This window comes from Denitrobaculum tricleocarpae (assembly GCF_007004665.1).
GTDB lineage: Bacteria > Pseudomonadota > Alphaproteobacteria > Kiloniellales > Kiloniellaceae > Denitrobaculum > Denitrobaculum tricleocarpae.
In genome coordinates this window covers 255,255-278,883 of sequence record NZ_ML660054.1, presented here as the reverse complement: position 1 = coordinate 278,883, position 23,629 = coordinate 255,255, and the positions used below count along the sequence as shown (strand labels likewise).

General features: G+C 60.5%; 22 protein-coding genes. 13 read left to right on the top strand and 9 right to left on the bottom strand.

Going from position 1 to position 23,629, the window contains the following annotated elements; genetic code table 11:
- Positions 1-8 precede the first annotated feature (8 nt).
- The 4 genes from FKG95_RS10375 (at position 9) to FKG95_RS10360 (ending at position 3,053) form a co-directional block, all read left to right on the top strand.
- A complete protein-coding gene (locus FKG95_RS10375; protein WP_142896284.1) occupies positions 9-1,286 on the top strand; it encodes a TRAP transporter large permease in 1,278 nt (425 codons plus the stop codon).
- Between the two features lie 108 nt (positions 1,287-1,394).
- A complete protein-coding gene (gene nthA, locus FKG95_RS10370) occupies positions 1,395-2,036 on the top strand; it encodes a nitrile hydratase subunit alpha (protein WP_142896283.1) in 642 nt (213 codons plus the stop codon).
- Positions 2,037-2,041: 5 nt separating this feature from the next.
- Positions 2,042-2,701, top strand: coding sequence for a nitrile hydratase subunit beta (nthB, locus tag FKG95_RS10365; RefSeq protein WP_142896282.1), 660 nt, complete (start codon positions 2,042-2,044; stop codon positions 2,699-2,701).
- On the top strand, positions 2,688-3,053 hold the full coding sequence (locus tag FKG95_RS10360; RefSeq protein WP_218940156.1) for a nitrile hydratase accessory protein: 366 nt from the start codon (positions 2,688-2,690) through the stop codon (positions 3,051-3,053). The genes nthB and FKG95_RS10360 overlap by 14 nt, the downstream gene beginning before the upstream one ends.
- Positions 3,054-3,177: 124 nt before the next feature.
- Here FKG95_RS10360 and FKG95_RS10355 read toward each other — a convergent pair whose 3' ends face one another.
- Positions 3,178-4,503 carry a ferredoxin reductase family protein gene (locus tag FKG95_RS10355; RefSeq protein WP_142896280.1) on the bottom strand — a complete coding sequence of 442 codons (1,326 nt, stop codon included), beginning with the start codon at positions 4,501-4,503 and terminating at the stop codon, positions 3,178-3,180.
- A gap of 99 nt (positions 4,504-4,602) precedes the next feature.
- Entirely contained in the window at positions 4,603-5,211 is a 609-nt protein-coding gene (locus FKG95_RS10350) for a DJ-1/PfpI family protein (RefSeq protein WP_142896279.1), read from the bottom strand.
- Positions 5,212-5,302: 91 nt separating this feature from the next.
- On the opposite strand from FKG95_RS10350, the gene FKG95_RS10345 reads away from it, so the two are divergent.
- Positions 5,303-6,319: a GlxA family transcriptional regulator gene (locus FKG95_RS10345; protein ID WP_142896278.1), complete on the top strand. Its 1,017-nt coding sequence runs from the start codon at positions 5,303-5,305 to the stop codon at positions 6,317-6,319.
- Positions 6,320-6,440: 121 nt separating this feature from the next.
- Here FKG95_RS10345 and FKG95_RS10340 read toward each other — a convergent pair whose 3' ends face one another.
- Together FKG95_RS10340 and FKG95_RS10335 are read right to left on the bottom strand one after the other, a co-directional pair.
- A complete protein-coding gene (locus FKG95_RS10340) occupies positions 6,441-7,625 on the bottom strand; it encodes a trans-sulfuration enzyme family protein (protein ID WP_142896277.1) in 1,185 nt (394 codons plus the stop codon).
- Positions 7,626-7,631: 6 nt separating this feature from the next.
- Entirely contained in the window at positions 7,632-9,014 is a 1,383-nt protein-coding gene (locus FKG95_RS10335) for a pyridoxal-phosphate dependent enzyme (RefSeq protein ID WP_142896276.1), read from the bottom strand.
- 217 nt (positions 9,015-9,231) lie between these two features.
- Between FKG95_RS10335 and FKG95_RS10330 the strand changes: the two genes are divergently transcribed.
- Complete coding sequence (locus FKG95_RS10330) at positions 9,232-9,618, top strand: hypothetical protein (protein WP_142896275.1); 387 nt, start codon at positions 9,232-9,234, stop codon at positions 9,616-9,618.
- A gap of 24 nt (positions 9,619-9,642) precedes the next feature.
- Here the strand turns inward: FKG95_RS10330 and FKG95_RS10325 are convergent, their stop codons facing one another.
- Positions 9,643-11,607, bottom strand: a complete 1,965-nt coding sequence (locus FKG95_RS10325; protein WP_246116737.1) for a sigma 54-interacting transcriptional regulator — start codon at positions 11,605-11,607, stop codon at positions 9,643-9,645.
- A gap of 219 nt (positions 11,608-11,826) precedes the next feature.
- On the opposite strand from FKG95_RS10325, the gene FKG95_RS10320 reads away from it, so the two are divergent.
- Genes FKG95_RS10320 through cynS form a run of 4 tightly spaced genes read left to right on the top strand, consistent with a single transcriptional unit; the run spans position 11,827 to position 15,545 of the window.
- The gene (locus FKG95_RS10320; protein WP_142896274.1) at positions 11,827-13,251 is read left to right on the top strand and encodes a CmpA/NrtA family ABC transporter substrate-binding protein; all 1,425 of its coding nucleotides are present in this window, start codon (positions 11,827-11,829) and stop codon (positions 13,249-13,251) included.
- Positions 13,252-13,263: 12 nt separating this feature from the next.
- Positions 13,264-14,091, top strand: a complete 828-nt coding sequence (gene ntrB, locus FKG95_RS10315; RefSeq protein ID WP_142896273.1) for a nitrate ABC transporter permease — start codon at positions 13,264-13,266, stop codon at positions 14,089-14,091.
- Positions 14,092-14,098: 7 nt separating this feature from the next.
- Positions 14,099-15,058 (top strand): ABC transporter ATP-binding protein, encoded by a 960-nt coding sequence (locus FKG95_RS10310; RefSeq protein ID WP_142896272.1) that lies wholly within the window; start codon positions 14,099-14,101, stop codon positions 15,056-15,058.
- Positions 15,059-15,104: 46 nt separating this feature from the next.
- On the top strand, positions 15,105-15,545 hold the full coding sequence (gene cynS / locus FKG95_RS10305) for a cyanase (RefSeq protein WP_142896271.1): 441 nt from the start codon (positions 15,105-15,107) through the stop codon (positions 15,543-15,545).
- A gap of 8 nt (positions 15,546-15,553) precedes the next feature.
- On the opposite strand, the gene FKG95_RS10300 is transcribed toward cynS, so the two are convergent.
- Positions 15,554-17,959 carry a penicillin acylase family protein gene (locus FKG95_RS10300; protein ID WP_142896270.1) on the bottom strand — a complete coding sequence of 802 codons (2,406 nt, stop codon included), beginning with the start codon at positions 17,957-17,959 and terminating at the stop codon, positions 15,554-15,556.
- A 260-nt stretch (positions 17,960-18,219) separates the two neighbouring features.
- Positions 18,220-18,798: a helix-turn-helix domain-containing protein gene (locus FKG95_RS10295; RefSeq protein WP_142896269.1), complete on the bottom strand. Its 579-nt coding sequence runs from the start codon at positions 18,796-18,798 to the stop codon at positions 18,220-18,222.
- A 130-nt stretch (positions 18,799-18,928) separates the two neighbouring features.
- Between FKG95_RS10295 and panE the strand changes: the two genes are divergently transcribed.
- Together panE and FKG95_RS10285 are read left to right on the top strand one after the other, a co-directional pair.
- Positions 18,929-19,858 carry a 2-dehydropantoate 2-reductase gene (gene panE / locus FKG95_RS10290; RefSeq protein WP_142896268.1) on the top strand — a complete coding sequence of 310 codons (930 nt, stop codon included), beginning with the start codon at positions 18,929-18,931 and terminating at the stop codon, positions 19,856-19,858.
- Positions 19,859-19,866: 8 nt separating this feature from the next.
- The gene (locus FKG95_RS10285; protein WP_218940155.1) at positions 19,867-20,760 is read left to right on the top strand and encodes a DMT family transporter; all 894 of its coding nucleotides are present in this window, start codon (positions 19,867-19,869) and stop codon (positions 20,758-20,760) included.
- 18 nt (positions 20,761-20,778) lie between these two features.
- Here the strand turns inward: FKG95_RS10285 and FKG95_RS10280 are convergent, their stop codons facing one another.
- Entirely contained in the window at positions 20,779-21,849 is a 1,071-nt protein-coding gene (locus FKG95_RS10280) for an endonuclease/exonuclease/phosphatase family protein (RefSeq protein WP_142896266.1), read from the bottom strand.
- A 147-nt stretch (positions 21,850-21,996) separates the two neighbouring features.
- Positions 21,997-22,497: a GFA family protein gene (locus tag FKG95_RS10275; RefSeq protein WP_142896265.1), complete on the bottom strand. Its 501-nt coding sequence runs from the start codon at positions 22,495-22,497 to the stop codon at positions 21,997-21,999.
- A gap of 160 nt (positions 22,498-22,657) precedes the next feature.
- Between FKG95_RS10275 and argC the strand changes: the two genes are divergently transcribed.
- Positions 22,658-23,629, top strand: coding sequence for an N-acetyl-gamma-glutamyl-phosphate reductase (argC, locus tag FKG95_RS10270; RefSeq protein ID WP_142896264.1), 972 nt, complete (start codon positions 22,658-22,660; stop codon positions 23,627-23,629).

Here is a 23,629-nt window from a genome sequence, read left to right as displayed (position 1 = left end):
CGTTTGGCATGTCGATCCTTTTTCTTTTTCTGATGCTTTTTGTGCTGCTTGTGATGGGTGTGCCGGTGGCCGTCGCGCTGGGGCTGTCGTCGCTGACCTTCATTCTCTTCAACGGCATGCCGAGCCTTGTGGTCCTGCACAACATGATCAACGGGATCAACAGCTTTCCCCTGATCGCGATTCCCTTCTTCATTCTGGCTGGCCATCTGATGAACACCGGCGGGATCACCACCAAGATCTTCAATTTTGCCCGCGCTTCCGTCGGCTGGGCCCATGGCGGTCTGGGGCATGTGAACATCGGCGCCAGTGTTATCTTTGCCGGTATGTCCGGAGCGGCGGTGGCTGATGCCGGCGGCCTCGGCAACATCGAAATCAAGGCCATGCGCGATGCCGGTTACGACACGGACTTCTCGGTCGGGATCACCGCGGCGTCCTCGACCATCGGCCCGATCATTCCGCCCTCGCTGCCCCTGGTGATCTACGGCGTGATCGCCGATACCTCGATCGGCCAGCTTTTTGCGGCCGGTTTGATCCCCGGCGTGATGATGGCAATCGCCCTGATGATCATGGTCGCCTGGAAAGCCCGCCTAAACAATTATCCGCGCGACGAGCGCTTCAGCGTAAAGCATTTCTTTGAGTCGCTGCTCGACGCTACGCTGCCGTTGATGACACCCATCATCATCGTCGGTGGCATCATCACCGGTGTCTTCACCCCGACCGAGGCCGCGATCGCGGCGGTGGCTTACTCCGCTTTCCTGGGACTCGTTGTCTACCGGACCCTGACCTGGCGCGGGATCCTTCGGGTCTCCATGGACACCATCGAGACCACCGCGGCCATCCTGATGATCGTGGCCAGCTCGGCGATCTTCGGCTGGATCCTGACCGCCAATCAGGTCGCGGGACAGTTCGCCGATGTATTGCTAGGGTTCACCGATAACAAGATCGTCATCCTCCTCCTGATCACCCTGATGGTTCTGATCATCGGCTGCTTCATGGAGACCATTGCTTCGATCACCATTCTGGTGCCGGTGCTGTTGCCGGTGGCGGTGACCATCGGCCTGGATCCGGTTCACTTCGGTATCATCCTGATCCTGAATCTGATGCTTGGCTTGCTGACACCGCCTGTCGGGATGGTGCTCTACGTGCTCTCGAAGGTCTCGTCGGTCCCCTTCGAACGCTGTGTGATCGCAACGGCACCCTTCCTGGTGCCGCTGGTCACGGTTCTGTTGCTGATGACCTTCGTGCCCTTCTTCACCATGTGGCTGCCGACGCTTATTTACAGGTGAGGGCGGACGTTCTTCCCGTTGCGATTTGACGTTTTCGCGACCGGCGCCGCTTTTCCGTTGAACCCTGTGGGGGCAGTCTCCAAAGTACCTTTGCAATAGCTTGCGCATATGCACTTTCGGGAGGGCGAGGACATTTCTGACGATCATCATCACGATCATGACAACCATCTCAGCGACATGGATGCGAAAGTCCGCGCTCTGCAGACCATTCTGGAGGAAAAGGGGCTGGTGGATCCCGCGGCGGTCGATGTCGTAGTTGAAACCTACGAGCACAAGGTAGGCCCCAGGAATGGCGCGCAGGTCGTAGCCAAGGCCTGGGTGGATCCGGAGTTTCGCGCCTCCCTGGAAAAGAATGCGAGCGCGGCGATTAACTCGCTGGGTTTCGATGGCCGGCAGGGCGAGCATATGCATGCCGTCTTTAACACGCCCGAACAGCACAATATGGTCGTTTGCACCCTCTGTTCCTGCTACCCCTGGCCGGTGCTTGGATTGCCGCCGGTCTGGTACAAATCCCCGCCTTACCGCTCCCGCGTCGTCTATGAGCCGCGCAAGGTGCTTGGCGAATTCGGCGTGGAACTGCCCGAGGGCACAAAGATCAAAGTCTGGGATTCGACCGCGGAACTGCGGTACCTGGTGATCCCGATGCGTCCGGCGGGCAGTGATGGGATGAGCGAGAGCGAACTCACCGATCTGGTGACCCGTGACAGCATGATCGGAACCGGCCTGGCTCTCGAGCCGGAACAGGAGTGACGGCTGTGGATGGTCCTCAGGATTTAGGCGGTAAGCGAAACTTCGGCCCCATCAACCCGGAACAGGACGAACCGATCTTCCACGCGGAGTGGGAAAAGAAGGTGCTGGGCCTGACGATCGCGTCAAACGGGCTGGGCCACTGGAGCATCGACGAAGGCCGCTTCGCGCGCGAAAGCCTCTCGCCCCAGCAATACTATGGCCTGTCCTATTACGAGATCTGGTACGAGGGGGTCACGGCCCTCTTGAAACGGCACGGCGAGTTGACGGATGCCGAGTTGGCGGCGGGAAAGGCCTTGCAGCCCGGACTGCGCACGAACCGCAAGGTCACCGGTGAGGCTATGCCGAAGGTGCTGGCTTCGGGCGGGCCGTCCGAGCGCCCGAAAAGCAGCGAGCCGCTTTTTTCCGTTGGACAAAAGGTGCGAACGAAGCTGGCCCATCCGGCCGGGCATACTCGGCTGCCCAACTATGCACGCGACAAAATCGGCGTCATACAGGCCCTGCGCGGCGTACACGTTTTCCCGGACACCAGTGCCCATGGCGAGGGGGAACAGCCGCAGTGGCTCTACACCGTTGAATTCGACGGTGCTGCGCTCTGGGGGCCGGATGCTGAGCCAGGTTTGAGCAATACGATCGATGCGTGGGAAAGCTACCTTGACCCAGCCTGAAGCTCCCCAAAAGTCCAATCCGGCCACTCAGCCTGATCCAAAGGTATTCGACGAACCCTGGCAGGCGCAGGCCTTCGCCTTGACGGTGACGCTGCATGAGAGCGGGCTATTCGACTGGCCGGAATGGGCGCAATTCCTCTCGGCGGAACTGCATCAGAAATCGGCCAAGGAGGATGGCTCGGACTACTACAGCCATTGGCTGACGGCGCTGGAAAAACTCCTGGCGTCGAAAGGTGTCGTGGACGTTCCAAGTGTCGCGGCGCTGGCAAAGTCCTGGCAACGGGCGGCGCACGCTACTCCGCATGGCGTTGCGATCACGCTGGACAACGACCCGATCGGACGGCCGGTCTAAGTAAGGGGAGCGCAGGAAGATGTCCGCTCAACGCAATGCAAAGATGACCGAAGACAGGAGAACGACCGCGTTGGTCGACCACCAGACGCAAAGCAAGAGCGTTTTTTTCGGCACTATTGCCTCCTCAATCATAAACGAACCGCTCGGAGCGGATAGAATTCGACTGCACGCCCCGCGCCCGCAGTGCGGCCTCTGCGCTGTCGATCATGGCAGGCGGACCGCACAGTAAATAGGTCCAATCGCGCGCGTCGCTGAACCCGTCGAAGGTGGCCGCGATCGATTCCGCATCCACCAGACCAACGCCGCCGCGCCACTCGGCAGAGGGTTCGGACAGCACATGATGGACCGTCACCATGTCTTCGGCGGCCAGCTTCTCAAGTTCGTCGCGGTAGACGATCTGATCCTCGACCCGGTTGCCGTAGAGCAATGCGACCGGCCGCAGATCGCCCGTCGCCCGCATCTGACGCAGAATGCCCACCAGCGGCGCGATGCCGACGCCGCCGGCGATCAGCCCGACCCCGGGCGCTTCCGGGCCCGGCGTGGTCAGACTGCCGTGCGGCCCGTCGATCCAGGCGCGCGCGCCCGGCTGGATTGCCGCGAGCGAGCGGGTGAAGTCACCGGCCTCCTTGATCACGAACTCCACCCGTTCACCGGCGGCGGGTGCCGAGCTGATCGAGAAAGGGTTCTCATGCAGCGAGAACGGGGTCGGGCCGATATTGAGCCAGACGAACTGGCCGGCCTCGAACGGCAGCGGTTTCCGGTCCTTCCGGGCGATTGCCAGCTCCCAGGTCCGCTCGGCGATGCGTCGCACGGATAGAACCTCATAGGGATGGCGGATTTGGAGGAGTGGCGAGATCAGGTAGACATAAAGGAGCGAGGCCAGAGCACACCCGAGGAGGACCAGCCAGAAGGTGTAAAGCGGTTGTTCTGCGCTGTAGCGCCCGGCCTCCAGCACGTGATGCGCGCTGAGCCCGGCGATCAGTGCCGAGCCGATCCCGTGGCCCAGCCGCCAGCTCTCGTAGCTGTAGGGCAGACCATCGCGCGCGATCGCCGTCGCCACCAACACGATGAGCAGGATCCAGGCCAGCACGCCGCTTGCCATCGTCCAGACTGTGAGCTTCAGATAGCTCTGCGCCGTCACATCCCAGGGCGGCGGATAGTCAGGGACCGGGGTCGTGTAGAGAAAGGGATGCAGCAGGAGCAGCGCGACGATCAACCGGGCTAAGAGTTGATGGAACCGCATGGTGGTGTCCATACCAACGCGGTCCGAGATCGTTCGGAATCTTCCCGACAACAGGAACTCAACCAAGAGTGCCGCGAAGGCAACCAGTGCCAGGCCCGTCGAAAGCTCGTCGATGAGAGGACGCGGCGGCATCCCGGATAACCAGGTGAGCACCAGCGGTGTCAGTACCAGAGCGAGATAGATCAGCAGTAAAATCGGCGCGGGCATTCAGACTGGCCCTTTGCGTTCTCAACGAGCGTGATGCGTTATAGCAAATGGTTACACGCAAACCAGCCCTTGGCCCTCTCGCTGCGCATGGCCGCGCCTTCAGATCAGGCCGGCAGACTTCGCGAAGGGGTCCCAGGTTGGGTCGCTATGCCATGTGTATTCGCATGATCTCGCCATTTCCCTCGCGACATCCGCACCGAACAAATCTGCAAGTACGGCCAACGCCATATCCATTCCGGCCGAGACACCGGAAGAGGTAAAGAACTTTCCGTCTTCGACCCACCTTGCCTGCTTTACCCATTCCACATCAGGCGCCAGAGGCACTGTCTTGGTGAAATCAAGCTTGTTGGTTGTCGCCTTGCGTCCATCCAGAACACCCGTCATCGCCAGCAGCACAGTTCCGGTGCATACGGCCAGCACCCGCTCCGCGTTTGCAGATGCCTCCCGGATCCATGCCATGAAGTCCGGATCTTCGCTTTCGATCAGCGCAGAATCACCGCCGGGGATGAACAAGAGGTCGTAGTCGTCCTTTTCCGACAAAATCCTGTCCACAACGATTTTCTGACCATGCACACTCGGCACGGGATCTCTATCTTTTGCGACCGTGACAACTTCAATTTCATCTGTCAGCCCCCCGAGCATTTCGATCGGACCAAAGTAGTCGAGGGTTTCAAAGCCGGGGAAAACCAGTGCGCCGAGTGTTCTCATAACCTGTGCCCTTTGCTGAAGGTAACGGAGCCCTGCGTGGCTGCGTGATCGCCATTGTATGACCCGAGTGTTGAATGGCATAAATGCCAAAATGACCTCATATCCTGCCAATCTGCCGATAGATGCGCCTGACCGGATGAACGTCCTGTTCATCGTGTATCCGAATATTGTGCTTCTCGATCTGGTTGGTCCGCTTCAGGTTTTTACGCATTCACGCCGGAACGCTCTGTCGGAGGCCGCATACCGAACCTATGTCGCTTCGCGTGACGGGGGGCGGATTGAAACCAATACGATTGTGCAGATCGAGAGTGACCCGCTCGTCAATTGGAGCGAGGCGCGTCAGAAGCCGCCCATTCATACCCTAATCGTCATCGGTGGAGACGGGGCCGGCGAGGCAGCTCGCGATAAGGCTTTTGTCGAACAGATCAGGATTCTTGCGAAGCAAGCCACCCGGGTCTGTTCGGTTTGTTCCGGCGCGCTTGTTCTGGCAGCGGCGGGATTGCTGAACGATCGGCATGCCGTCACGCATTGGGAGGACTGTGAACAGCTTGCAAGTCAGTATCCGGCAGTGAAGGTGGAAGTCGATCCGATCTTTATCAAGGACGGGAAGGTCTGGACCTCCGCCGGCATCACCGCTGGTATCGATATGGCCTTGGCGATTGTTAAAGAAGACCTTGGAAAACCCGCCGCCATTGAGATGGCGCGTTCGCTGGTGACACCCATGGTGAGGTCCGGCGGCCAGTCGCAATTCAGCGCGGAACTGGACCGGCAAGCCCGCGACACCGAAGGCAGGTTCTCACGTCTGCACGATTGGTTGTCCGACAATATCCGGCGCAGGATTTCAGTCGATGATATGGCCGATGAATGCGGGATGAGTTCCCGAAACTTCTCGCGACGCTACAGCGACGTGATGGGCATCTCACCTGCGAAGTCGTTAGAGGCTATCCGTGTAGACAGGGCACGTGATCTTTTGGCGACGACGGACAAAAGCATAAAAGTCATCGCAAGCAGATGCGGCTTTCAGGACGACGAAGGGATGAGACGGGCTTTCCTGCGTACCGTCAACACCTCGCCGAGCGAGTACCGAAAGCAATTCCGGCTCCGCTGATGGGCATAGCCCGGATACCCTCACACCCTGACACCGTTTCAGGAGGTTTTGGGCAGGATAGATCTCGAAAGCGGGCCGTCCGTCGCAGGGAGTGCGTTCGCTGGCTGTTTAAAGGCCCAGTCTAGGCCAGGGCTTGCTCTAAATCCGCAATCAGATCGTCAACGCCTTCGACACCGACCGAGAGACGCACGAGCCCGTCGCTGATGCCGAGTGCTTCCCGGTTTTCGGGTGGGATCGAGGCGTGAGTCATAATGGCGGGATGCTCAATCAGGCTTTCGACACCGCCCAGGCTCTCGGCGAGCGCGAAGAGCTCGACCCGCTCCAGGAAGCGGCGGGCATCGTCCAGGCCGCCTTTCAGCACGGCAGTGACCATGCCGCCGTAGGCCTGCATCTGGCGCTTGGCCAACTCGTGCTGGGCGTGGCTCTCAAGACCGGGGTAGTAGACCTTTTCGATCTTCGGATGAGCTTCCAGGTGGCGCGCGATGGTGAGGGCTGAGTTGCAGTGCCGTTCCATGCGCAGGGCAAGTGTCTTAAGGCCGCGCAATGCCAGGAACGAATCGAAAGGCCCCTGAACGGCGCCGATCGCGTTCTGAAGGTAGGCCATCTGTTCGATCAGGTCCGGCCGGTTGCCGATCACCAGCACACCACCGACCATATCGGAATGGCCGTTGAGATACTTGGTGGCCGAGTGCATCACCATATCGAAACCCTGTTCGATCGGGCGCTGGACCCAGGGGGAGGCGAAGGTGTTGTCGCAGACGCAGAGGATGCCGCGCTTGCGGGCCAGAGTAGCGACGGCTTCCAGGTCGACCAGCTTAAGCAGGGGATTGGTCGGGGTCTCGACCCAGATCATCTTGGTCTCGGGCCGGATCGCGGCTTCCAGGGCCGAGAGGTCGGTCATGTCGACAAAGCTGAACTCCAGGGCCGCCGAGCGCTTACGGACGTTCTCGAAGAGCCGGTAGGAGCCGCCATAGAGATCGTCCATGGCAATGATATGGCTCCCGCTGTCCAGCAGCTCCAGCGCGGTGCCGATGGCCGCGAGGCCCGAGGCGAAGGCAAAGCCGTTCGTGCCACTTTCCAGATCGGCGATGCAGCGCTCGTAGGCCATGCGGGTCGGGTTTTGGGAACGGCTGTATTCGTAGCCTTTGTGGACCCCCGGACTTTCCTGCACATAAGTGGAGGTGGCGTAGATCGGCGGCATGATGGCACCGGTCGAGGGGTCGGGGCTTTGACCGGCGTGGATCACGCGGGTTTCGAAGCTCGCGCGGTTGGTCTTGGCGGTGGTGCGGTCGGGGCTATCCGGCATAGTTTTCTACTTCATCCTGCGACGCAGATAGTTCAAAAGATCGATCCGCGTAATGAGTCCGAGGAAGGTATCGCCATCGACGACGATGGCGACCATGTCCTTGTTGAATATGGGAAGCAGGGCTTCCATCGGCGCGTCGGAGGGGACCGTTTCCAGTTTGCTGGTCATGGCCTCGCCGACCTTCTTTTTGAAATGGTCTTCGTTTTCCGTCACCGCCAGCAGAATATCGCTTTCATCGATGATGCCGACCGCCTTGCTGTCCGCGTCCAGGACAGGCAGTTGCGAGACGTCGTAGAGCTTCATGCGGCCGTAAGCGACCAGTAGCGTGTCTTCAGGGCTGACCAGAACCGTGGCATGCTTCTCGTGCAGGCGGGCGATCAGGTCGCGCAGGTCATTATGTTGCTCGCGCTGGATAAAGCCTTGGTCGACCATCCAGAAGTCGTTGAACATCTTGGAGAGGTACTTGTTGCCGCTGTCGCAGACAAAGGTGACGACCCGCTTGGGTTCGGTCTGTTCCCGGCAATAGCGCAGGGCGGCGGCAATGAGCGTCCCGGAGGAGGAGCCGCCGAGAACACCTTCCTTGGTCAGAAGCTCCCGTGCCGTCATCAGCGCTTCCTTGTCGCTGATCGTGTAGGCGGATTTTGCCAGCGATAGATCGGAGACCGGTGGGATAAAGTCCTCGCCGATCCCCTCGACCACCCAGGACCCGACGTCCTCGGAGAGGTGTCCGGTGTTCACGTACTCCGCGAGGATCGAGCCTTCCGGATCGGCCAGGACCATTTCGGTCTTGGGAGAGGCCTTGGCGAAATAGCGGCCCAGTCCGGTGATGGTGCCGCCGGAGCCGACGCCGCAGACCATGGCATCCAGGTCGCCGTCCATCTGCTCCAGGATCTCCGGCCCGGTCGTAGTTTCGTGCGCGTAGGGGTTTGCGGGGTTATCGAACTGATTGACGAAGATCGCGCCGGTTTCGGCGGCGATGCGCTCGGCCATGTCCTGATAGTATTCGGGATGACCTTTCCCCACGTCGGAGCGGGTCAGAATCACTTCAGTGCCCAGAGCCTTCAGATGGAAGATCTTTTCCTGCGCCATCTTGTCCGGGACGATCAGGGTCAGGTGATAACCTTTCTGCGCGGCGACGAGCGCCAGGCCGAGCCCGGTGTTGCCTGCGGTCGCCTCGATCAACTTGCCGCCGGGCTTGAGCGAACCGTCTTGTTCAGCCGCTTCGATCATCGACTTCCCGATGCGGTCCTTGATGGATCCGCCCGGGTTCTGGCTTTCCAGCTTCAGGAACAGACGGCAGGGGCCCGTATCCAGGTGTGTGACTTCCATCAGCGGCGTGTTGCCGATGGCTTCCAGGACGCCGCCAAAAACCGGTGCTTTTGCTGTCATTGCGTTCTTCCCTGAATTTTCATCACCGCTTCTACTCTTCGGTGTTTCATAGAAAGGTAAGGCGCCATGCTTGGGAAGGCGACTCAAAAAGCCGCTTTGCGTTATCTCTGGGCGAGACCACACCACACTTGCCGCCGTCATGGTAGCACTCAATATCAATTTGCATGACTGACATCTGATCAGGTTTTAGCGGATGAGAGGAAGGGAGCGTTCGGCCATGAGACTGAACCGATATTCTACTGGGGCCCTCTTGATCGGCGCTGTCATTCTCAGTGCCTGCGCGAGTGAACGGGATCTTTTGCTTGAACAGGGTTATCCTGTTGCTTATGCGGACGGCTTTGAAGACGGCTGTCACAGCGGCAAGAAGGCGGGCGGGGCGCTGTTCGAGGACTTCAAGAAAGACGTCAACCGCTTCGAAGCCGACAGCAAGTATGCGCAGGGCTGGTCGGACGGGTTCCGGCAGTGCGAATCGGAACAGGAAGCCATGGACAGGCAGATGCGGATGGCGCTTGAGATCCAGCAGATGGAAGAGGCGCGCAAAGACCGTATTGGCCAGGATGCGCTAAAGGGAATCGACACCAGCGGCCTCAAAGGTTTGAAGTAGGTTGTTGCTTCGTATGCCGCCGGGTCAGGCGGTGCGTTTCTCGCCAATGCCCATGTTCTTGATTTTCGAGTAGAGGGTCGTGGCTTTCATGCCCAGCAGGGCGGCCGCACCGTCTGTTCCCGACACCTTGCCGCCCACGGCCAGCAGGGCGCGCTCGATATTGGCTTTTTCGAAGGCGGACATTTGCTTCGAGGTGAGAATCCGGCCTTCGTCTGTGGCAGCTTCCTCCGATTTGCCGGCGGACGCCGTATCGCCGGGCAAATGGAATTGCAAACGGCCATGGCGGGCCAGGATCATGGCCCGCTCTATCACGTTCTGAAGCTCACGGGCGTTGCCCGGCCAGGCATAGGCCCGAAGGGTCTCTATGTTGGCATTGGTCAGCGTCAGCTTCTTCAGGTTCAGGCGGCTGGCAACCGTCTTCAGGAAATGCTGGGCCAGAATGGGAATATCGTCGCTGCGTTCGCGCAGGGGCGTACATTCGATGGGAAAGACGTTGATCCGGAAATAGAGGTCTTCCCGGAAACGTCCGGCGGCGGCCTCCTTCTTGAGATTGCGGTTGGTCGCCGCGATCAGGCGGATGTCGACCTCGCGGGTTTTTTCGTCGCCCAGCCTCTCGAAGCGGCGGTCCTGCAGAACGCGCAAGAGCTTGGACTGGAGATCGAGCGGAATCTCGCCGACCTCGTCCAAAAAGATGGTCCCGCCGTCTGCCAGCTCAAAACGCCCCACGCGGTCCCGCAAGGCGCCGGTGAAAGCACCCTTCACGTGCCCGAAGAACTCACTCTCGAAAAGCTCGCGCGGGATCGCGGCGCAGTTCACCCGGATCAACGGCCGGTCCCGGCGGTCCGAGGCCTGATGAATGGCGCGGGCCACCAGCTCTTTGCCGGTGCCGCTTTCGCCCGTGATCAGAACCGAGGCATCGGTCGGGGCAACAAGATCAATCTGTTGCAGGATCTTTTTGACAGCTGCGGAGTTCCCGAGAATTTCATGGTGGTTGGACTGGGTCAGGATTTCTTCCTGCAGATAGGCATTTTCCTTCTCCAGGCGCTCACGCAGGGCGGCGTTTTCCTCGAGGGCCTGACGCAGCTGTTCCTCCGATTGCTTGCGCTCGGAGATATCCCGGAACACGATCACGGCGCCAACCATGGCCCCGTCGTCAACGATCGGGGTCGAGGTGTATTCGACCCGGAGTGGTTTGCCGTCCTTACGCCAAAAGACCTCGTCGTCGACCGTATTTATCTTGCCTTCCCGAAAAGCGTTGAAAATCGGGCAACTGGCGTTGGGATAGCAGGTGCCGTCCGCGTGGCTGTGATGGATCATGCTGTGCATTTCGGAGCCGACCAGTTCCTCTGCCTTCCAGCCCAGCATCGCTTCCGCCGCCGGATTGACGAAGGTCGTGATGCCATCGGCGTTGACCCCGTAGATGCCTTCACCCGCGGCGCTCAGGATCATCTGGTTCTCGCGCTCGATTTCCCGGAAGAAGCGCTCGGCGCGACGCCACTCGTCAAGGCCCTGGCGATGATAGCTATCGGCTTCGCTGTCGATGCTGCGATAGCGCAGGGATGTGAGGTCCAGGATTGAAACCAGCAGATAGCGCCTGTCCCGTTGCTTGCAAGCGACGAAGCCGTGCTCCAGGTCCATCGCGCTGCCGTCCGGGCGCCGCAGGACCAGATCCCGGCTCCAGGCATGGCCGCGCTCGAAGGCTTCCTCGCTCACCACCAGCAGTTCGCCGCGGCACTCCTTGTAGAGGCCCGAGAAGGCGCGTTTCAGCAGTTCGTCACTCGTGAGCGCGTAGATGGCGCAGGCGGTTTTGTTGGCGCGCAGAATCACGTCGTTGAGGGGATCGATCAGCAGAAGCGGTTCCGGCGCGTTCGCAAAGGCGGTCTTCAGGAGTTCGCCGGTCATCGGCAGGGGCGCGTCGCGCAGGCTCTCTGGGTCAAGAGAGACGCCAAAGCGGCGCGCTGCTTGAGGATCGGGAAGCTTGACCGGCACGGCGTGAAATCTCCTGAGAGCAACGATTACGAAAAATCATAACCGAATTACGAAAAAATAGAAATTACGAATTTTCGTAATGATGTATCAATGGAGGAGGGTAGAGTAAGATCTTGATGTTTATCAATACTGTGCGCTGCACAATAACTGGCACGGTCTTTGCGAATACCCCTGTCAACGGCCACGAGCCAAACAACGATCTATGACAGGGGAACCGAAATGGCTTCGAAAAGACCCAGTAATTCCTTAGGCAATCCCTACAGCGCCAAAGCGGACCTGCGCCACGGCGCAAACTGCGGCTGCGAGGTCTGCGGCGCTGAGACACTGTCTGATGAAATGGCGGCCACCGAGATCGAGGTGGCCGGGGAACAGGATTCCTTGAACTCCAGCGAGGCGGTCATGGAGCGTGCCATCGAGAGCGCGGTTGTCCGCTCGGTCTTCGGACACAACGAGCTCTCGCGCCGCAGCTTCGCCGGCTTGCTGGGAACGACCGCGTTGGCGGCCGCAATCTCCAGCGTCTTCCCGATAGAGAAAGCCAAGGCGGCGATCCTCGATACCCTTGGCAAGCCGGAGAAAAGCAAACTGAATGTCGGTTTCGTGCCGATCACCTGCGCGACGCCGATCATCATGGCGAAGCCGCTTGGTTTTTATGAGAAATACGGCCTGGACGTGGATGTCATCAAGACGGCGGGCTGGGCGGTTGCCCGCGACAAATCCCTGAATAAGGAATATGACGCGGCGCATATGCTGACCCCGATGCCGCTGGCCATCACCATGGGTGCGGGTTCGACGGCGACGCCCTTTATCATGCCGGCGGTCGAGAACATCAACGGGCAGGCCATCGTTCTGCATGTCGACCACAAGGACAAGAACGATCCGAAGATGTGGAAGGGCTTCAAGTTCGGCGTGCCCTTCGAATACTCCATGCATAACTTCCTGCTGCGCTACTACGTCGCCGAGGCCGGGCTCGATCCGGATAAGGACATCCAGATCCGCGTCGTGCCGCCGCCCGAGATGGTGGCAAACCTGCGCGCCGGTAATCTCGACGGCTATCTCTCGCCGGACCCCTTCAATCAGCGCGCGGTCTGGGAGAAGGTCGGTTTCATTCACGCCCTGACCAAAGAGATCTGGGACGGGCATCCCTGCTGCGCCTTTGCCTGCTCGGCCGAGTTTGCCGAAACCCTGCCCAATACCTACGGCAATCTTCTGAAAGCGCTGGTGGACGCCACGACCTATGCCAGCAAGGCCGAGAACCGGAAGGAAATCTCCGCCGCCATCGCGCCCACCAACTATCTGAACCAGCCGGTGCCGGTCATCGAGCAGGTCATGACCGGGCGTTACGCCGACGGGCTGGGCAACATCAAGGACGTGCCCGACCGGATCGATTTCGATCCCTTCCCCTGGCACTCCATGGGAGTCTGGATCCTGACCCAGATGAAACGCTGGGGCTATATCGAGGGCGAGGTCGATTACAAGGGTATTGCCGAGCAGGTTTATCTGACCGCGGACTGCGCCAAGATCATGAAGAAGCTGGGACTGACCCCGCCGGACGAGACCTACGAGAGCTACACCATCATGGGCAAGACCTTCGACCCGAGCGAGCCCGAGGCTTACGCCAAGAGCTTCGCGATCACCCGGGTCTGAGGTATGGCCATCATGTCTTCACTGGCCGCACGGGCCTTATTCCTCTCCGGTATCATCCTTGTGGTGACGTTGGGGATCTGGGAATTGTCGACACCGGCGGTGAAAGCCGCCGGTGAGATGACCGAATACGAGAGACTTATGGGCGGGGCGGACCAGGAGGCCAGAGTCCCGCCGCCCTCGCAGGTGCTCGGACGCGCCTGGGAGGAACTCTCCAATCCCTTCTACGATAACGGACCCAACGACAAGGGGATCGGCATTCAGGTCGGCTATTCGCTGTTCCGGGTGCTGAGCGGATATTTCCTGGCTGCGATGATCGCGATCCCCATCGGTTTTCTGATCGGCATGTCGCCCCTGATGTACCGGGCGCTTGATCCCTTCATTCAGGTGCTGCGGCCGATCTCACCGCTGGCCTGGATGCCCCTGGCGCTTTTTATCATCAAGGACAGCGAGGCCTCCTCGATCTTTGTGATCTTTATCTGCTCCATCTGGCCGATGCTGATCAATACGGCCTTCGGGGTCGCCGGGGTGCGCAAGGACTGGGTGAACGTCGCGCGCACTCACGAACTGGGATCGCTGCGCACGGCCTTGACCGTCATCCTGCCGGCCGCCGCGCCGACCATCGTGACCGGCATGCGCATTTCCATCGGCATTGCCTGGCTGGTGATCGTGGCGGCGGAGATGCTCGTGGGCGGAACCGGCGTTGGTTATTACGTCTGGAACGAGTGGAACAACCTCGATCTGACCAGCGTGATTTTCTCCATTCTGGTGATCGGTGTCGTGGGCATGTTGCTCGACGCCGCCTTCGCCCAGGTTCAACGCGCCGTGCGCTATCAGGAATAGGGGCAGCATGAAGAATCCGTTTTTAGAAATCGATGCACTCACCAAGCGCTACCCCAGCCCCGGCGGTGAAGATCTGACCGTGTTCGAGGATGTCAGCTTCGACATCAATAAGGGCGAGTTCGTCTGCATCATCGGGCATTCGGGCTGCGGCAAGTCCACCATCATGAACGTCCTGGCCGGACTGGATACAGCGACCTCGGGCGCGGTTACTATGGATGGCAAGGAGGTCGTGGGGCCGAGCCTCGACCGGGGCGTGGTCTTTCAGAACTATTCCCTGCTGCCCTGGCGATCGGCGCTTAAGAACGTGACCTTCGGCGTGCGTGCCCGCCATCCGGACTGGAGCAAGGAGCAGATCCTTGAGCACTCCTACAAGTATCTGGAGATGGTGGGACTGTCCGGCGGGGCGGAGCACCGCAAGCCCTCGCAGCTCTCCGGCGGCATGCGACAGCGGGTCTCGATCGCCCGCGCTTTCGCCATTCAGCCGAAGCTGCTGTTGCTCGATGAACCCTTCGGGGCTCTCGACGCCCTGACACGGGGCACCATTCAGGACGAGCTGATCCGGATCTGGTCGGGCAGCGAACAGACGGTCTTCATGATCACCCATGATGTGGACGAAGCGATTCTGCTGGCCGACCGCATTCTGCTGATGACCAACGGGCCCTACGCCCGCGTTGCCGAGAGTGTGGTGATCGATATTCCCCGGCCGCGGAACCGGGCGGAGATCATTCACGACCCGGGCTACTACAAGATCCGCAATCATCTGGTCGAGTTCCTGGCTTTGCGCTCCAAGGCTTTGGCTGAGGAACGCCCCGACGATGACGGACCCATGAAGCCCCGGCGGCCTGCGACAGTCCGACCGGCACATTCGGCTGAAGGGGAAGGGTCCGGGGAGGGACTCGGGGAGCGACCGGGGGAAGACCGGCCTGCACCCCTCGTGGAACCCGAACGCATGTCGCTGGTGCAGTGACCAACTCAACACTCTAATCACAGGAATCCTCGAGAAAGGACAGACAATGAATAAAGTCGATGTCGCGGAAATGATCATTGAGAAAAAGAAGACCGCCGGTCTGACCTGGGAAGGCATTGCCGAGAGCATCGGCATGTCGCCGGTCTTTACGACCTCGGCCTGCCTGGGCATGAACTCCCTGCCGCGCGAAAAGGCCGACCTTCTGGTCAAGACCCTGGCCCTGCCGCAGGAAGCCGCCGTCGTGCTCGCGGAGTTTCCCACCAAGATGTTCAATCAGACCATCCCCACGGACCCCTGTATCTACCGGCTTTACGAAATCGTCGGCGTCTACGGAGATACCATCAAGGAACTGATCCAGGAAAAGGGTGGCGACGGCATTATGAGCGCAATCGACTTCGAGATGTACGTCGATAAGATTCCCGACCCCAAGGGCGACCGTATCGAGGTGAAGATGAGCGGCAAGTTTCTGCCCTATAAAGCCTGGTAGCTCGGCGTCTATTCCGGCTTCAGCAGCATGCGGTACTTCGCGTTCGCCTCGCTGGTGTCGATCGTCACGTATTGACTGTCCCGCCAGCGTTCCGCGAAGCTGCCGTAGTGTTGCGAGAGGGGATTGGCCGACTGGCCGGTCGCGATCATGAAGCGCGAGTTCGCCGGGTCGGCCAGATCGTAGACCGCCCGGTAACCGGCGCCGTGGCGGTCATTGAACCGCTTGTCGAGCGGACCGTTGAAACTCACGCCCGCGCGCTTGACGGTCTCGGCGCCGCCATCTGTTTCGACTGAAATATCGAAGAGGTCCGAGAGCACCGGAATGCGGCTGAGAATGGGATGGGGCAGGGTGGCGCGGTGCACGTCTCCCCAGCGCCAGGCATCTATGTCGTCGCCATAAGCCGCCGCGATTTCCGCCAGGGAGTCTTCGAGACTGCTTGCCAGGATCTGCGCGCAGCTCTCGACCTGCCCCGTGCCGATGTCGTCGCACCAGTCCAGCGGCGGGTCGGAGGCTGCGGCCGCGCCGGAGAGAATACGGGCGACCAGCTCTGTCTTGGGGCGGCGGAAGCTGCTGAATTCGGCCCGGAGCTCGTCCTCGAGCAGGGCCGCATTCAGCTTATTGAGCCAGTTATTGTAGATCAGACCCTCTGGCCGCGTGCGGTCCAGTCTGAAGTCCCAATTCGACAGCAGCGCCAGTGCTTCTTTGGCGGCTGGCGAACTCGCTTCGGTCTGCAGCAGGAAAGGCATGAGCGTGCGCGCTGGAATCGAGACGATATCGTTCTGCAATGCTAGCGAGTCCTCAATGCTGCCTTTCGGCGTCGCGTCCAGCACCTCCTGAATGCGGGCGGCGCGGTATTGGCTGGGCCAGTCGGCGGTGATCAGGTGCGGATAGTCGTCGTCGACGATCTTATTGTTGGCGACCACGTAGAGACCGGCTTCAGGGTTTGCGCCCTGGGGCATCTCCTCGAAGGGAATGAAGCCCGTCCAGGCGTATTCGTCGCTCCAGCCGGGGACCGGAACCCGGCCGTCGCCCTTGGCGCGTATCGGCACACGCCCCGGCACGACCAGACCGATGTTTCCATTCACGTCGGCATAGACGATGTTTTGCTGAGGTGCGTGGAAGAAGCGGCTGGCAGCCAGAAATTCCTGCCAGTTGCTGGCTTTGTTGAAGCCATAAATGGCCTGCGGGATGAGGTCGTCATCGCGTAAAGCGGGCCAGGCGAGGGCAAGCCGTGTCCCGCTCTCCGCGCCGGCGGTTTTCGACGCGCTCGCGAGGTCTTCGGGATCGGCGATGTCATCGATGATTGGCCCGTTCCGGCTGCGTCGGACGTTTAGGACGACGTCTTCTGCGCCGCGGACCGCGATCACTTCTTCGCGCGTTTCAAAGGGACGCGGGCCTTCCGGTGTGATGTAATGTCCGGCTTGCGCCGGGTCGAGCTTCTCTACGAAAAGATCCTGCGTATCGCTGTGCGTGGTGGTAAAACCCCAGGCGAGATGCTGATTTTGTCCCAGAACGACAAAGGGTACGCCCGGCGCGGAAGCGCCGCGAATGCGTCCGTCGGGGGTTCGGATATCGACCAGATACCAGAGTCCGGGAGCATTGAGGGCGAGATGAGGGTCGTTGGCGAGGATCGGTTTGCCGGTCGTTGTTTTTGCGCCGGAGAGTACCCAGGAATTCGAGGCATCCTTGGGTTCCAGCGCCCAGGGCAGACTCTCCAGCGGATCAAGCGCGGCTCTGCGGTCGAGCCCCGCCAGCGCGACCGGGGCGTCCGCCGGATAGTCCGGCCACAGCGCGCGGATCTGTTCCGGTTTCAAAAATTCATTCAGGCGCGCCCTTAACAGTTCGCTGCGCCAGTTGCCCGAGAGCTGGATCGCCATCAGGCGGCTCCAGACCAAGGAGTCTGCCGGGCTCCAGGGCTCAGGGCTGTAGCGAAGCAGATGGAACTCCGGCGGCAGAGCGCCGCTCCTGCTGTCCATGTAAGCGTTCACGCCGGCCGTATAGGCGTCCAGCGCCGAGCGGACTTCAGGTGTGAGCTTGCTGTAGCTTGCCTTCGCCAGATTATAGAGCCCAAGCGTGCGCATGATCCTGTCCATCCGGATCGTCGGGGAACCGATCACTTCCGACAAACGTCCGGCGGCACTGCGGCGCATAAGGTCCATCTGCCACAGCCGGTCCTGGGCGTGCAGATAGCCAAGCGCCCGGTAGGCGTCCAGATCGGACCCAGCTTTGATGGTGACGATGCCGTCTTTGTCGCGCAGTGCGGTCACCTCTGCCTGCAAACCAGGTAACAAGACGTCGCTGTTCAGGTCCGGTAGTGACGTTCGCAGCCAGAGAAAACCGCCGACTGCAACAACGAGGAGCAGGGCCAGGAGGGATGTGACGCCCCAAAAACCGTAACGCAAGACTCTTCTCATACACCCGTCTCCGCGAGATGCGGTCTGGCTGCTGGTGGTACTCGAGTGGGGCGCGGCGGATAGAGGCGGCGGGCTGGCATTTTTAACGGACCTCGCTACGAGTTCTCATCTTAGTCTCAAAGACAAGATGGATTCACAGGCATGACGACTCAAGGGGTAAAGCGATTTGTTTGCATGGCTTTAGCGTGCTGACTCTCGCTCATGATCAAGGTCGCTGCAAAAGCCCGGTGTTAATGAAAGTTCATTCGGCCCGGGCTGCTTTATTTCCGCAGGGCCGAACTGTCGATCACTATGAAGAACGTAGCATCGTCGTCACCCGGGTTTTCGAACTCGTGGGCTATGTCGGCCTGGTAGTAGATGCTGTCTCCCGCCGCCAACTCATACGCGCTGTTCCCAAGGTGGATACGCAGTTTGCCGCTGGTGACATAGAGGTGCTCATCCACGCCGGTCTTGTGACCGACTGCGAGATCGCTGCGGGATTTCGCGGCCAGTGTGTTCAGCACGACGTCCACGCCCCGCGCCGGGAAGATCGGCGAGAGGCAGCGGCGCTGGAAACTGCCGTCGATGCTCCGGAACACAGGTTGTTCCGCTTCACGCAGAACAACGACCTCGCGTTTTTCCTGCAGGCCCATCAATTGGGAAAGGCTGACATCGAGCGCCTCGGCTAGTCGGCCGAGGGTGTTGGCGGTTGGACTGGTTTCACCGCGCTCAATCTTGGAAATCATGGATTTGCTCACATCGGCCCGTTTTGCGAGCGCTTCCAGACTCAGTCCTGTTGTGCTGCGGAGGCGGCGGATGGATTGCGCGATGGGGGCATCCAGGTTGGGCGATCTGGTCATTAAGCTGTCGAGCGTCCTTGCGGCGATTACGCTTGAGGTTCGTAAACCTGAAATTGCTCCAACGTCGCTTGACAGGCGCCGCTGATCCAATAAAGTGGAAATAATCTAATATATTATACGGACAAAGTCGATGCGCATTCTCGTGTTGGGGGCCGGCGGAACCGGAGGATACTTTGGCGGACGTTTGGTGGAGACGGGTGCGGATGTCACGTTCCTTGTGCGCGAACGCCGGGCCGGTCAGTTGGCCAAGGAGGGATTGCGGATCGAGAGTCCCTTTGGCAACGCGGAGCTTCAGGTCAAGAGCCTGACCGCCGACCGGATCGATACGCCCTACGATCTGATCCTGCTGAGCTGTAAGGCCTATCACCTGACGCAGGCCCTGGAAGACATTGCACCGGCGGTCGGGGAGGGGACGCTTATCTTGCCGCTGCTGAATGGGATGGCTCATCTGGACCGCCTGGTCGAACGCTTCGGGTCTTCGAAGGTGCTGGGCGGCCTCTGTCATCTTGCGGTGACCCTGACGGGCGAGGGCGTGGTCCAGCACATGAGCAAACTGCACCGGGTGACCTATGGCCCGCTCGAAGAGGGCCAGAAAGCGCGTTGCGCCGAGATCGAAGCGCTTTTTTCCGAAGCCGGTTTCGACAGCAAATGCAGCGACCGGATCCGCAATGATCTCTGGAAAAAATGGGCGCTGCTGGCGACTCTCGCCGGGATCACCTGTCTCATGCGCAGCTCCATGGATGCGGTGGCCGCCACCGAGCGCGGCACGTCCTACACGCGTGCCATGCTCGAGGAGTGCGTGGCGATCGCAGGCGCGGAGGGCTTTGAGCTTGACGAGAAGTTCGTCGAAGGCACCTACGGTTTTCTGACCCACAAGAGCGCGGTTCAAACCTCTTCCATGCTTCGGGACATTCAGAATGACGCGGAGGTCGAGGCGGACCATATTATCGGCGACCTGGTCGCGCGAGGCGACAAAGCCGGAATAGAGACACCGATGCTCGACATGGCTTACTGCCATCTTCAGGCCTACGTGGCCACCCGCGAAGCCCGCAAAAGCTGACCCGGTCTGTGAAAAGCCTTGGGTCCCGGGATGCGCAAGGCCTGTTCTACGGTCTGATCGGCGTCCTCATTTTCGGTCTTACGCTGCCGACCACGCGTATCGCGGTGGCCGAGCTCGATCCGGTGTTCGTCGGCCTGGGGCGCGCGCTCCCCGCGGCGCTTTGTGCCGGGCTCTTGTTGCTTGTCACCCGCACAGCCATACCTGCGCGCAGGCACTGGTGGAACCTCGCCATAACCTCCGGCGGCATCGTGTTCGGGTTTCCGGTCTTTGCAACCATTGCCATGGCGACGGTTCCAGCGGCGCACGGCGGTGTGGTCCTTGCGATCCTGCCGCTCGCGACCGCGGTGGCGGGTTCGCTCTTTGGCGGCGAGCGGCCGTCACTGGCTTTCTGGTTCTTCGGTCTGATGGGCGCGGCGTTGGTCTTTGCCTTTGTCGTCGTGCGCGGTGGTGGGATCGGCGGGATCTCGTTCGGCGATTTGCTGCTGGTGATCGCCGTGATCTGCGCGGCGGTCGGCTATGCCAAGGGCGGTGTGCTGGCCCGCGACATGGCCGGATGGCGGGTGATCTGCTGGGCACTGGTCATCGCCGTGCCTTTCCTGCTGCTTATTGTCCTCCTGGCCTCCGGACCGATCAACTGGCAGGCCGGAGTGGGCGCCTGGAGCGGCTTTTTCTATGTGGCGCTCTTCAGCCAGTTCCTGGGTTTCTTCGCCTGGAACCATGGTCTTGCTCTCGGGGGGATCGCCCGCGTCGGCCAGCTGCAGTTGCTGCAGCCTTTTGTGACGTTGCTGGCGTCGGCACTTTTACTGGCTGAAGCCGTCGGGTGGATCGAAATCGCTTTCGCGCTTGCCGTCGTTGCCTCGGTCATGGCCGGACGGCGGACCCAGGTCCGGCGCGTGCCGTAGCCATCTTCTTCCTACAGGTCAGTTCAGCTTCAGGCTCTCGTCGTTCTTACCCTCTTCGATCATGCGCCGGGCCTCGTGATGATCCTCTAGCGCCGGCTCCGGAGGTTCATGTTCTTCATGGACCGAATGATCGAGCAGCAGCTCGCAGTAAAGGGGAAAATGGTCAGACCCGAAGTAGGGCAGCCGCTTCAGGCTCAGAAGCCGGAATGAACTGCTGTGAAATACATGATCGAGGGGCCAGCGGAAAAAGGGTATCTTCGCGTTGTAGGTACTGTAGAGCCCCCGTCCGATCCGGGGATCCATCATGCTGCTCAAACGCAAAAACAGCCGCGTGGTATGAGACCAGGCGACGTCGTTCATATCACCGGCCACGATGACCGGCTCTGAATGACCCTGAATCTCCCGGGCAACAATGACGAGCTCGGCGTCCCGGCCGACGGTGTCCAGACCGACCTGCGGCGGGTTGGGATGAAGACCGTGAAACCGGACCCGATCACCTGATGGCAGCTCCAGAAAAGCTCGGAAAGAGGGAATGCCCTCGGCGACCAGGAAACGGCATTCCGGTTCGATCAGCGGGTGCTTTGAGTACAGCAGCATGCCGTAGGTGTTGTCCAACGGGCGCTTTATCGTGTGGGGATAGTCCTCCTCGATGGCGTCGAGCTTTTGCTGCCACCAGTCGTCCGGCTCCAGGACCAGAACGATATCGGCGTCTGCGTCGCATATAATCTTGAGCAGATCGTCCGCGCGCCGGTTCGGGGTCAGGACGTTGGCCACCAGAATACTGACTCTGTAGGGATCATCTCCCTCTTCGGCCCTCACGACCTGGCTCCTGAAGATCGGTGAAAAGGGGATCACAAGCCAGAACTGATAGACCAGGGCGGCAAGGAGGGCCGCGGCGACCGGCCACTTCATTCCCTCCGGCACCTCCAGGAGAAGCAGGCCTGCAAGTGCCAGGAGCCCGAAGAACCCGATTTGTAGCCGGGGGTAGTCGCACACCCGGATCCACCAGCGCCCGCGTTTGATCAAAGGCAACAGGGTAACGATGATCACCAGCACAGCGACAATCAGTGCGACATAGGGCAGAAGCATTGAGAAGAATTCAGAAATGAGCGTCGGCCCAATCAAAAAAATGAATCTTAAGCGGAAAGTTCCAAATTAGACGGCTGCGCATGCCGGGTCCAGCCGGATGCAGGAATTGATTCGCGTGTGAGGCCTGCAAAAAAAGCCTGAGTACGCTCAGTTGTCAACTTGCGCTGCCAGTCCCATCCGTTCGTGCCAATCCGCCAGTGATTCATCCGGATAAGCGTCAAAACAGGCGTCATTCTCGGCGCGTTCAAGCGGCACCCAGGACGCCTTGAATTCCAGCATGATGTGGTTGTGGGATGGCGCGGCAGGCAGGTCGCTGTCGATGGCGGAAGCAAAGGGATGCAGCAGTTCGGGCCAACGTGAATCCCAGACCCAGAGCGCTGTGCCGCAGAGACCGCAGAAGCTGCGCTCGGCTGGGCTCTTGGAGGTTTTGCCGGTTTGAGGATCCTCGATCATGGCCTGGTAAACCCGAATGTTCTCTTTACCCTGAAGGCTCAGGCTGTTGTGGGTCGCGCCCAGATTGATGGCGTAACCGCCACCGCCGCCGGTTTTACGGCAAACGCTGCAATAACAGCGCATGTAGGGCACGGGATGGGCAGATTCGACGCTAAAGGTCACTGCTCTACAGTGGCACGAGCCTTCCAGATGCATGATTTACCTTCCAATTGAGGTTCCCGTGGAGGGCTTGGAGCCTACTACAGAATAGGTGCAGGTGCCGCACGCATAGGGGCTATTCCGCCAAAGAACTTGCTATCCGACACGGTCTGTAAGACAAATTTGCATTAATCTAACAGCAGAAGGAGGCGGCCCGATGGGCGCGCGGGTGTTTATTGACGGTGAGGCAGGTACGACCGGGTTACAGATCCGGGCCCGCCTGCAGGAGCGGAGTTCGATCGAACTGCTGAGTCTGGACGACTCGCAGCGAAAGGACGCCGTTCACCGCGCACGCCTGCTGAATGCCGCCGATCTGGTCATTCTCTGCCTGCCGGATGCTGCTGCGCGCGAGGCTGTCAGCCTGCTCGAGAACCCGGAGACCCGGGTGATCGACGCCAGTACGGCGCACCGGACCGACCCCGACTGGGTCTTCGGATTTCCCGAGCTGGACGCCCGGCAGGCGGAACTGGTGGCAAAAGCGCGGTTCGTCAGCAATCCGGGCTGCTATTCCACCGGCGCCATCGCGCTGATCCGGCCCCTGATCGACGCAGGTCTGCTGCAGCCGGATTTCCCGCTGACCATCAACGGGGTGTCGGGCTACAGCGGCGGCGGTCGCGGCATGATCGAGTCCTACGAGGACGAGTCTTCACCGAACTACACAACCCGGGCCTTTCATACTTACGGGCTCGGCCTGCACCACAAGCATGTGCCGGAAATCGTCGCACGCGGCGGTTTGACCCAACGGCCGATTTTCGTGCCCTCCGTGGCCCGTTATAGCCAGGGCATGCTGGTGCAGGTGCCGCTGCAACTCGGCGCCTTGGCGGCGAAACCCTCGGTCGCGGCCATCCATGCGGCTATCAGCGCGCATTATGCCGGACAGCGTTTTGTCTCGGTGGCGAGCCTGGAGGAAGCGGCGCGGTGCGCAACAGCCCTCGACCCTCGAGCCCTGAACGGCACCAACGACATGCGGTTGTATGTATTTGGCGACGAAGAGCTGGGGCAGGCGGTCCTGGTTGCGCAGCTCGACAATCTGGGCAAAGGGGCGTCCGGCGCGGCGGTTCAGAACCTGAACCTCATGCTGGGTCTGACCGCTGACGAAGGCTTGGAGACTCGCGCTGCTGCTGAATGA

Excerpts from the sequence above, each read along its gene's own strand:
- FKG95_RS10295 (WP_142896269.1), bottom strand. The coding sequence starts at position 18,798 with ATGACCAGATCGCCCAACCTGGATGCCCCCATCGCGCAATCCATCCGC.
- FKG95_RS10330 (WP_142896275.1), top strand. The coding sequence starts at position 9,232 with ATGAGACTGAACCGATATTCTACTGGGGCCCTCTTGATCGGCGCTGTC.
- cynS (WP_142896271.1), top strand. The coding sequence starts at position 15,105 with ATGAATAAAGTCGATGTCGCGGAAATGATCATTGAGAAAAAGAAGACC.
- panE (WP_142896268.1), top strand. The coding sequence starts at position 18,929 with ATGCGCATTCTCGTGTTGGGGGCCGGCGGAACCGGAGGATACTTTGGC.
- argC (WP_142896264.1), top strand. The coding sequence starts at position 22,658 with ATGGGCGCGCGGGTGTTTATTGACGGTGAGGCAGGTACGACCGGGTTA.
- FKG95_RS10300 (WP_142896270.1), bottom strand. The coding sequence starts at position 17,959 with ATGAGAAGAGTCTTGCGTTACGGTTTTTGGGGCGTCACATCCCTCCTG.
- FKG95_RS10275 (WP_142896265.1), bottom strand. The coding sequence starts at position 22,497 with ATGCATCTGGAAGGCTCGTGCCACTGTAGAGCAGTGACCTTTAGCGTC.
- FKG95_RS10375 (WP_142896284.1), top strand. The coding sequence starts at position 9 with ATGTCGATCCTTTTTCTTTTTCTGATGCTTTTTGTGCTGCTTGTGATG.
- FKG95_RS10350 (WP_142896279.1), bottom strand. The coding sequence starts at position 5,211 with ATGAGAACACTCGGCGCACTGGTTTTCCCCGGCTTTGAAACCCTCGAC.
- nthA (WP_142896283.1), top strand. The coding sequence starts at position 1,395 with ATGCACTTTCGGGAGGGCGAGGACATTTCTGACGATCATCATCACGAT.
- FKG95_RS10320 (WP_142896274.1), top strand. The coding sequence starts at position 11,827 with ATGGCTTCGAAAAGACCCAGTAATTCCTTAGGCAATCCCTACAGCGCC.
- FKG95_RS10280 (WP_142896266.1), bottom strand. The coding sequence starts at position 21,849 with ATGCTTCTGCCCTATGTCGCACTGATTGTCGCTGTGCTGGTGATCATC.
- FKG95_RS10340 (WP_142896277.1), bottom strand. The coding sequence starts at position 7,625 with ATGCCGGATAGCCCCGACCGCACCACCGCCAAGACCAACCGCGCGAGC.
- ntrB (WP_142896273.1), top strand. The coding sequence starts at position 13,264 with ATGTCTTCACTGGCCGCACGGGCCTTATTCCTCTCCGGTATCATCCTT.
- FKG95_RS10335 (WP_142896276.1), bottom strand. The coding sequence starts at position 9,014 with ATGACAGCAAAAGCACCGGTTTTTGGCGGCGTCCTGGAAGCCATCGGC.
- FKG95_RS10345 (WP_142896278.1), top strand. The coding sequence starts at position 5,303 with ATGACCTCATATCCTGCCAATCTGCCGATAGATGCGCCTGACCGGATG.
- FKG95_RS10310 (WP_142896272.1), top strand. The coding sequence starts at position 14,099 with ATGAAGAATCCGTTTTTAGAAATCGATGCACTCACCAAGCGCTACCCC.
- FKG95_RS10355 (WP_142896280.1), bottom strand. The coding sequence starts at position 4,503 with ATGCCCGCGCCGATTTTACTGCTGATCTATCTCGCTCTGGTACTGACA.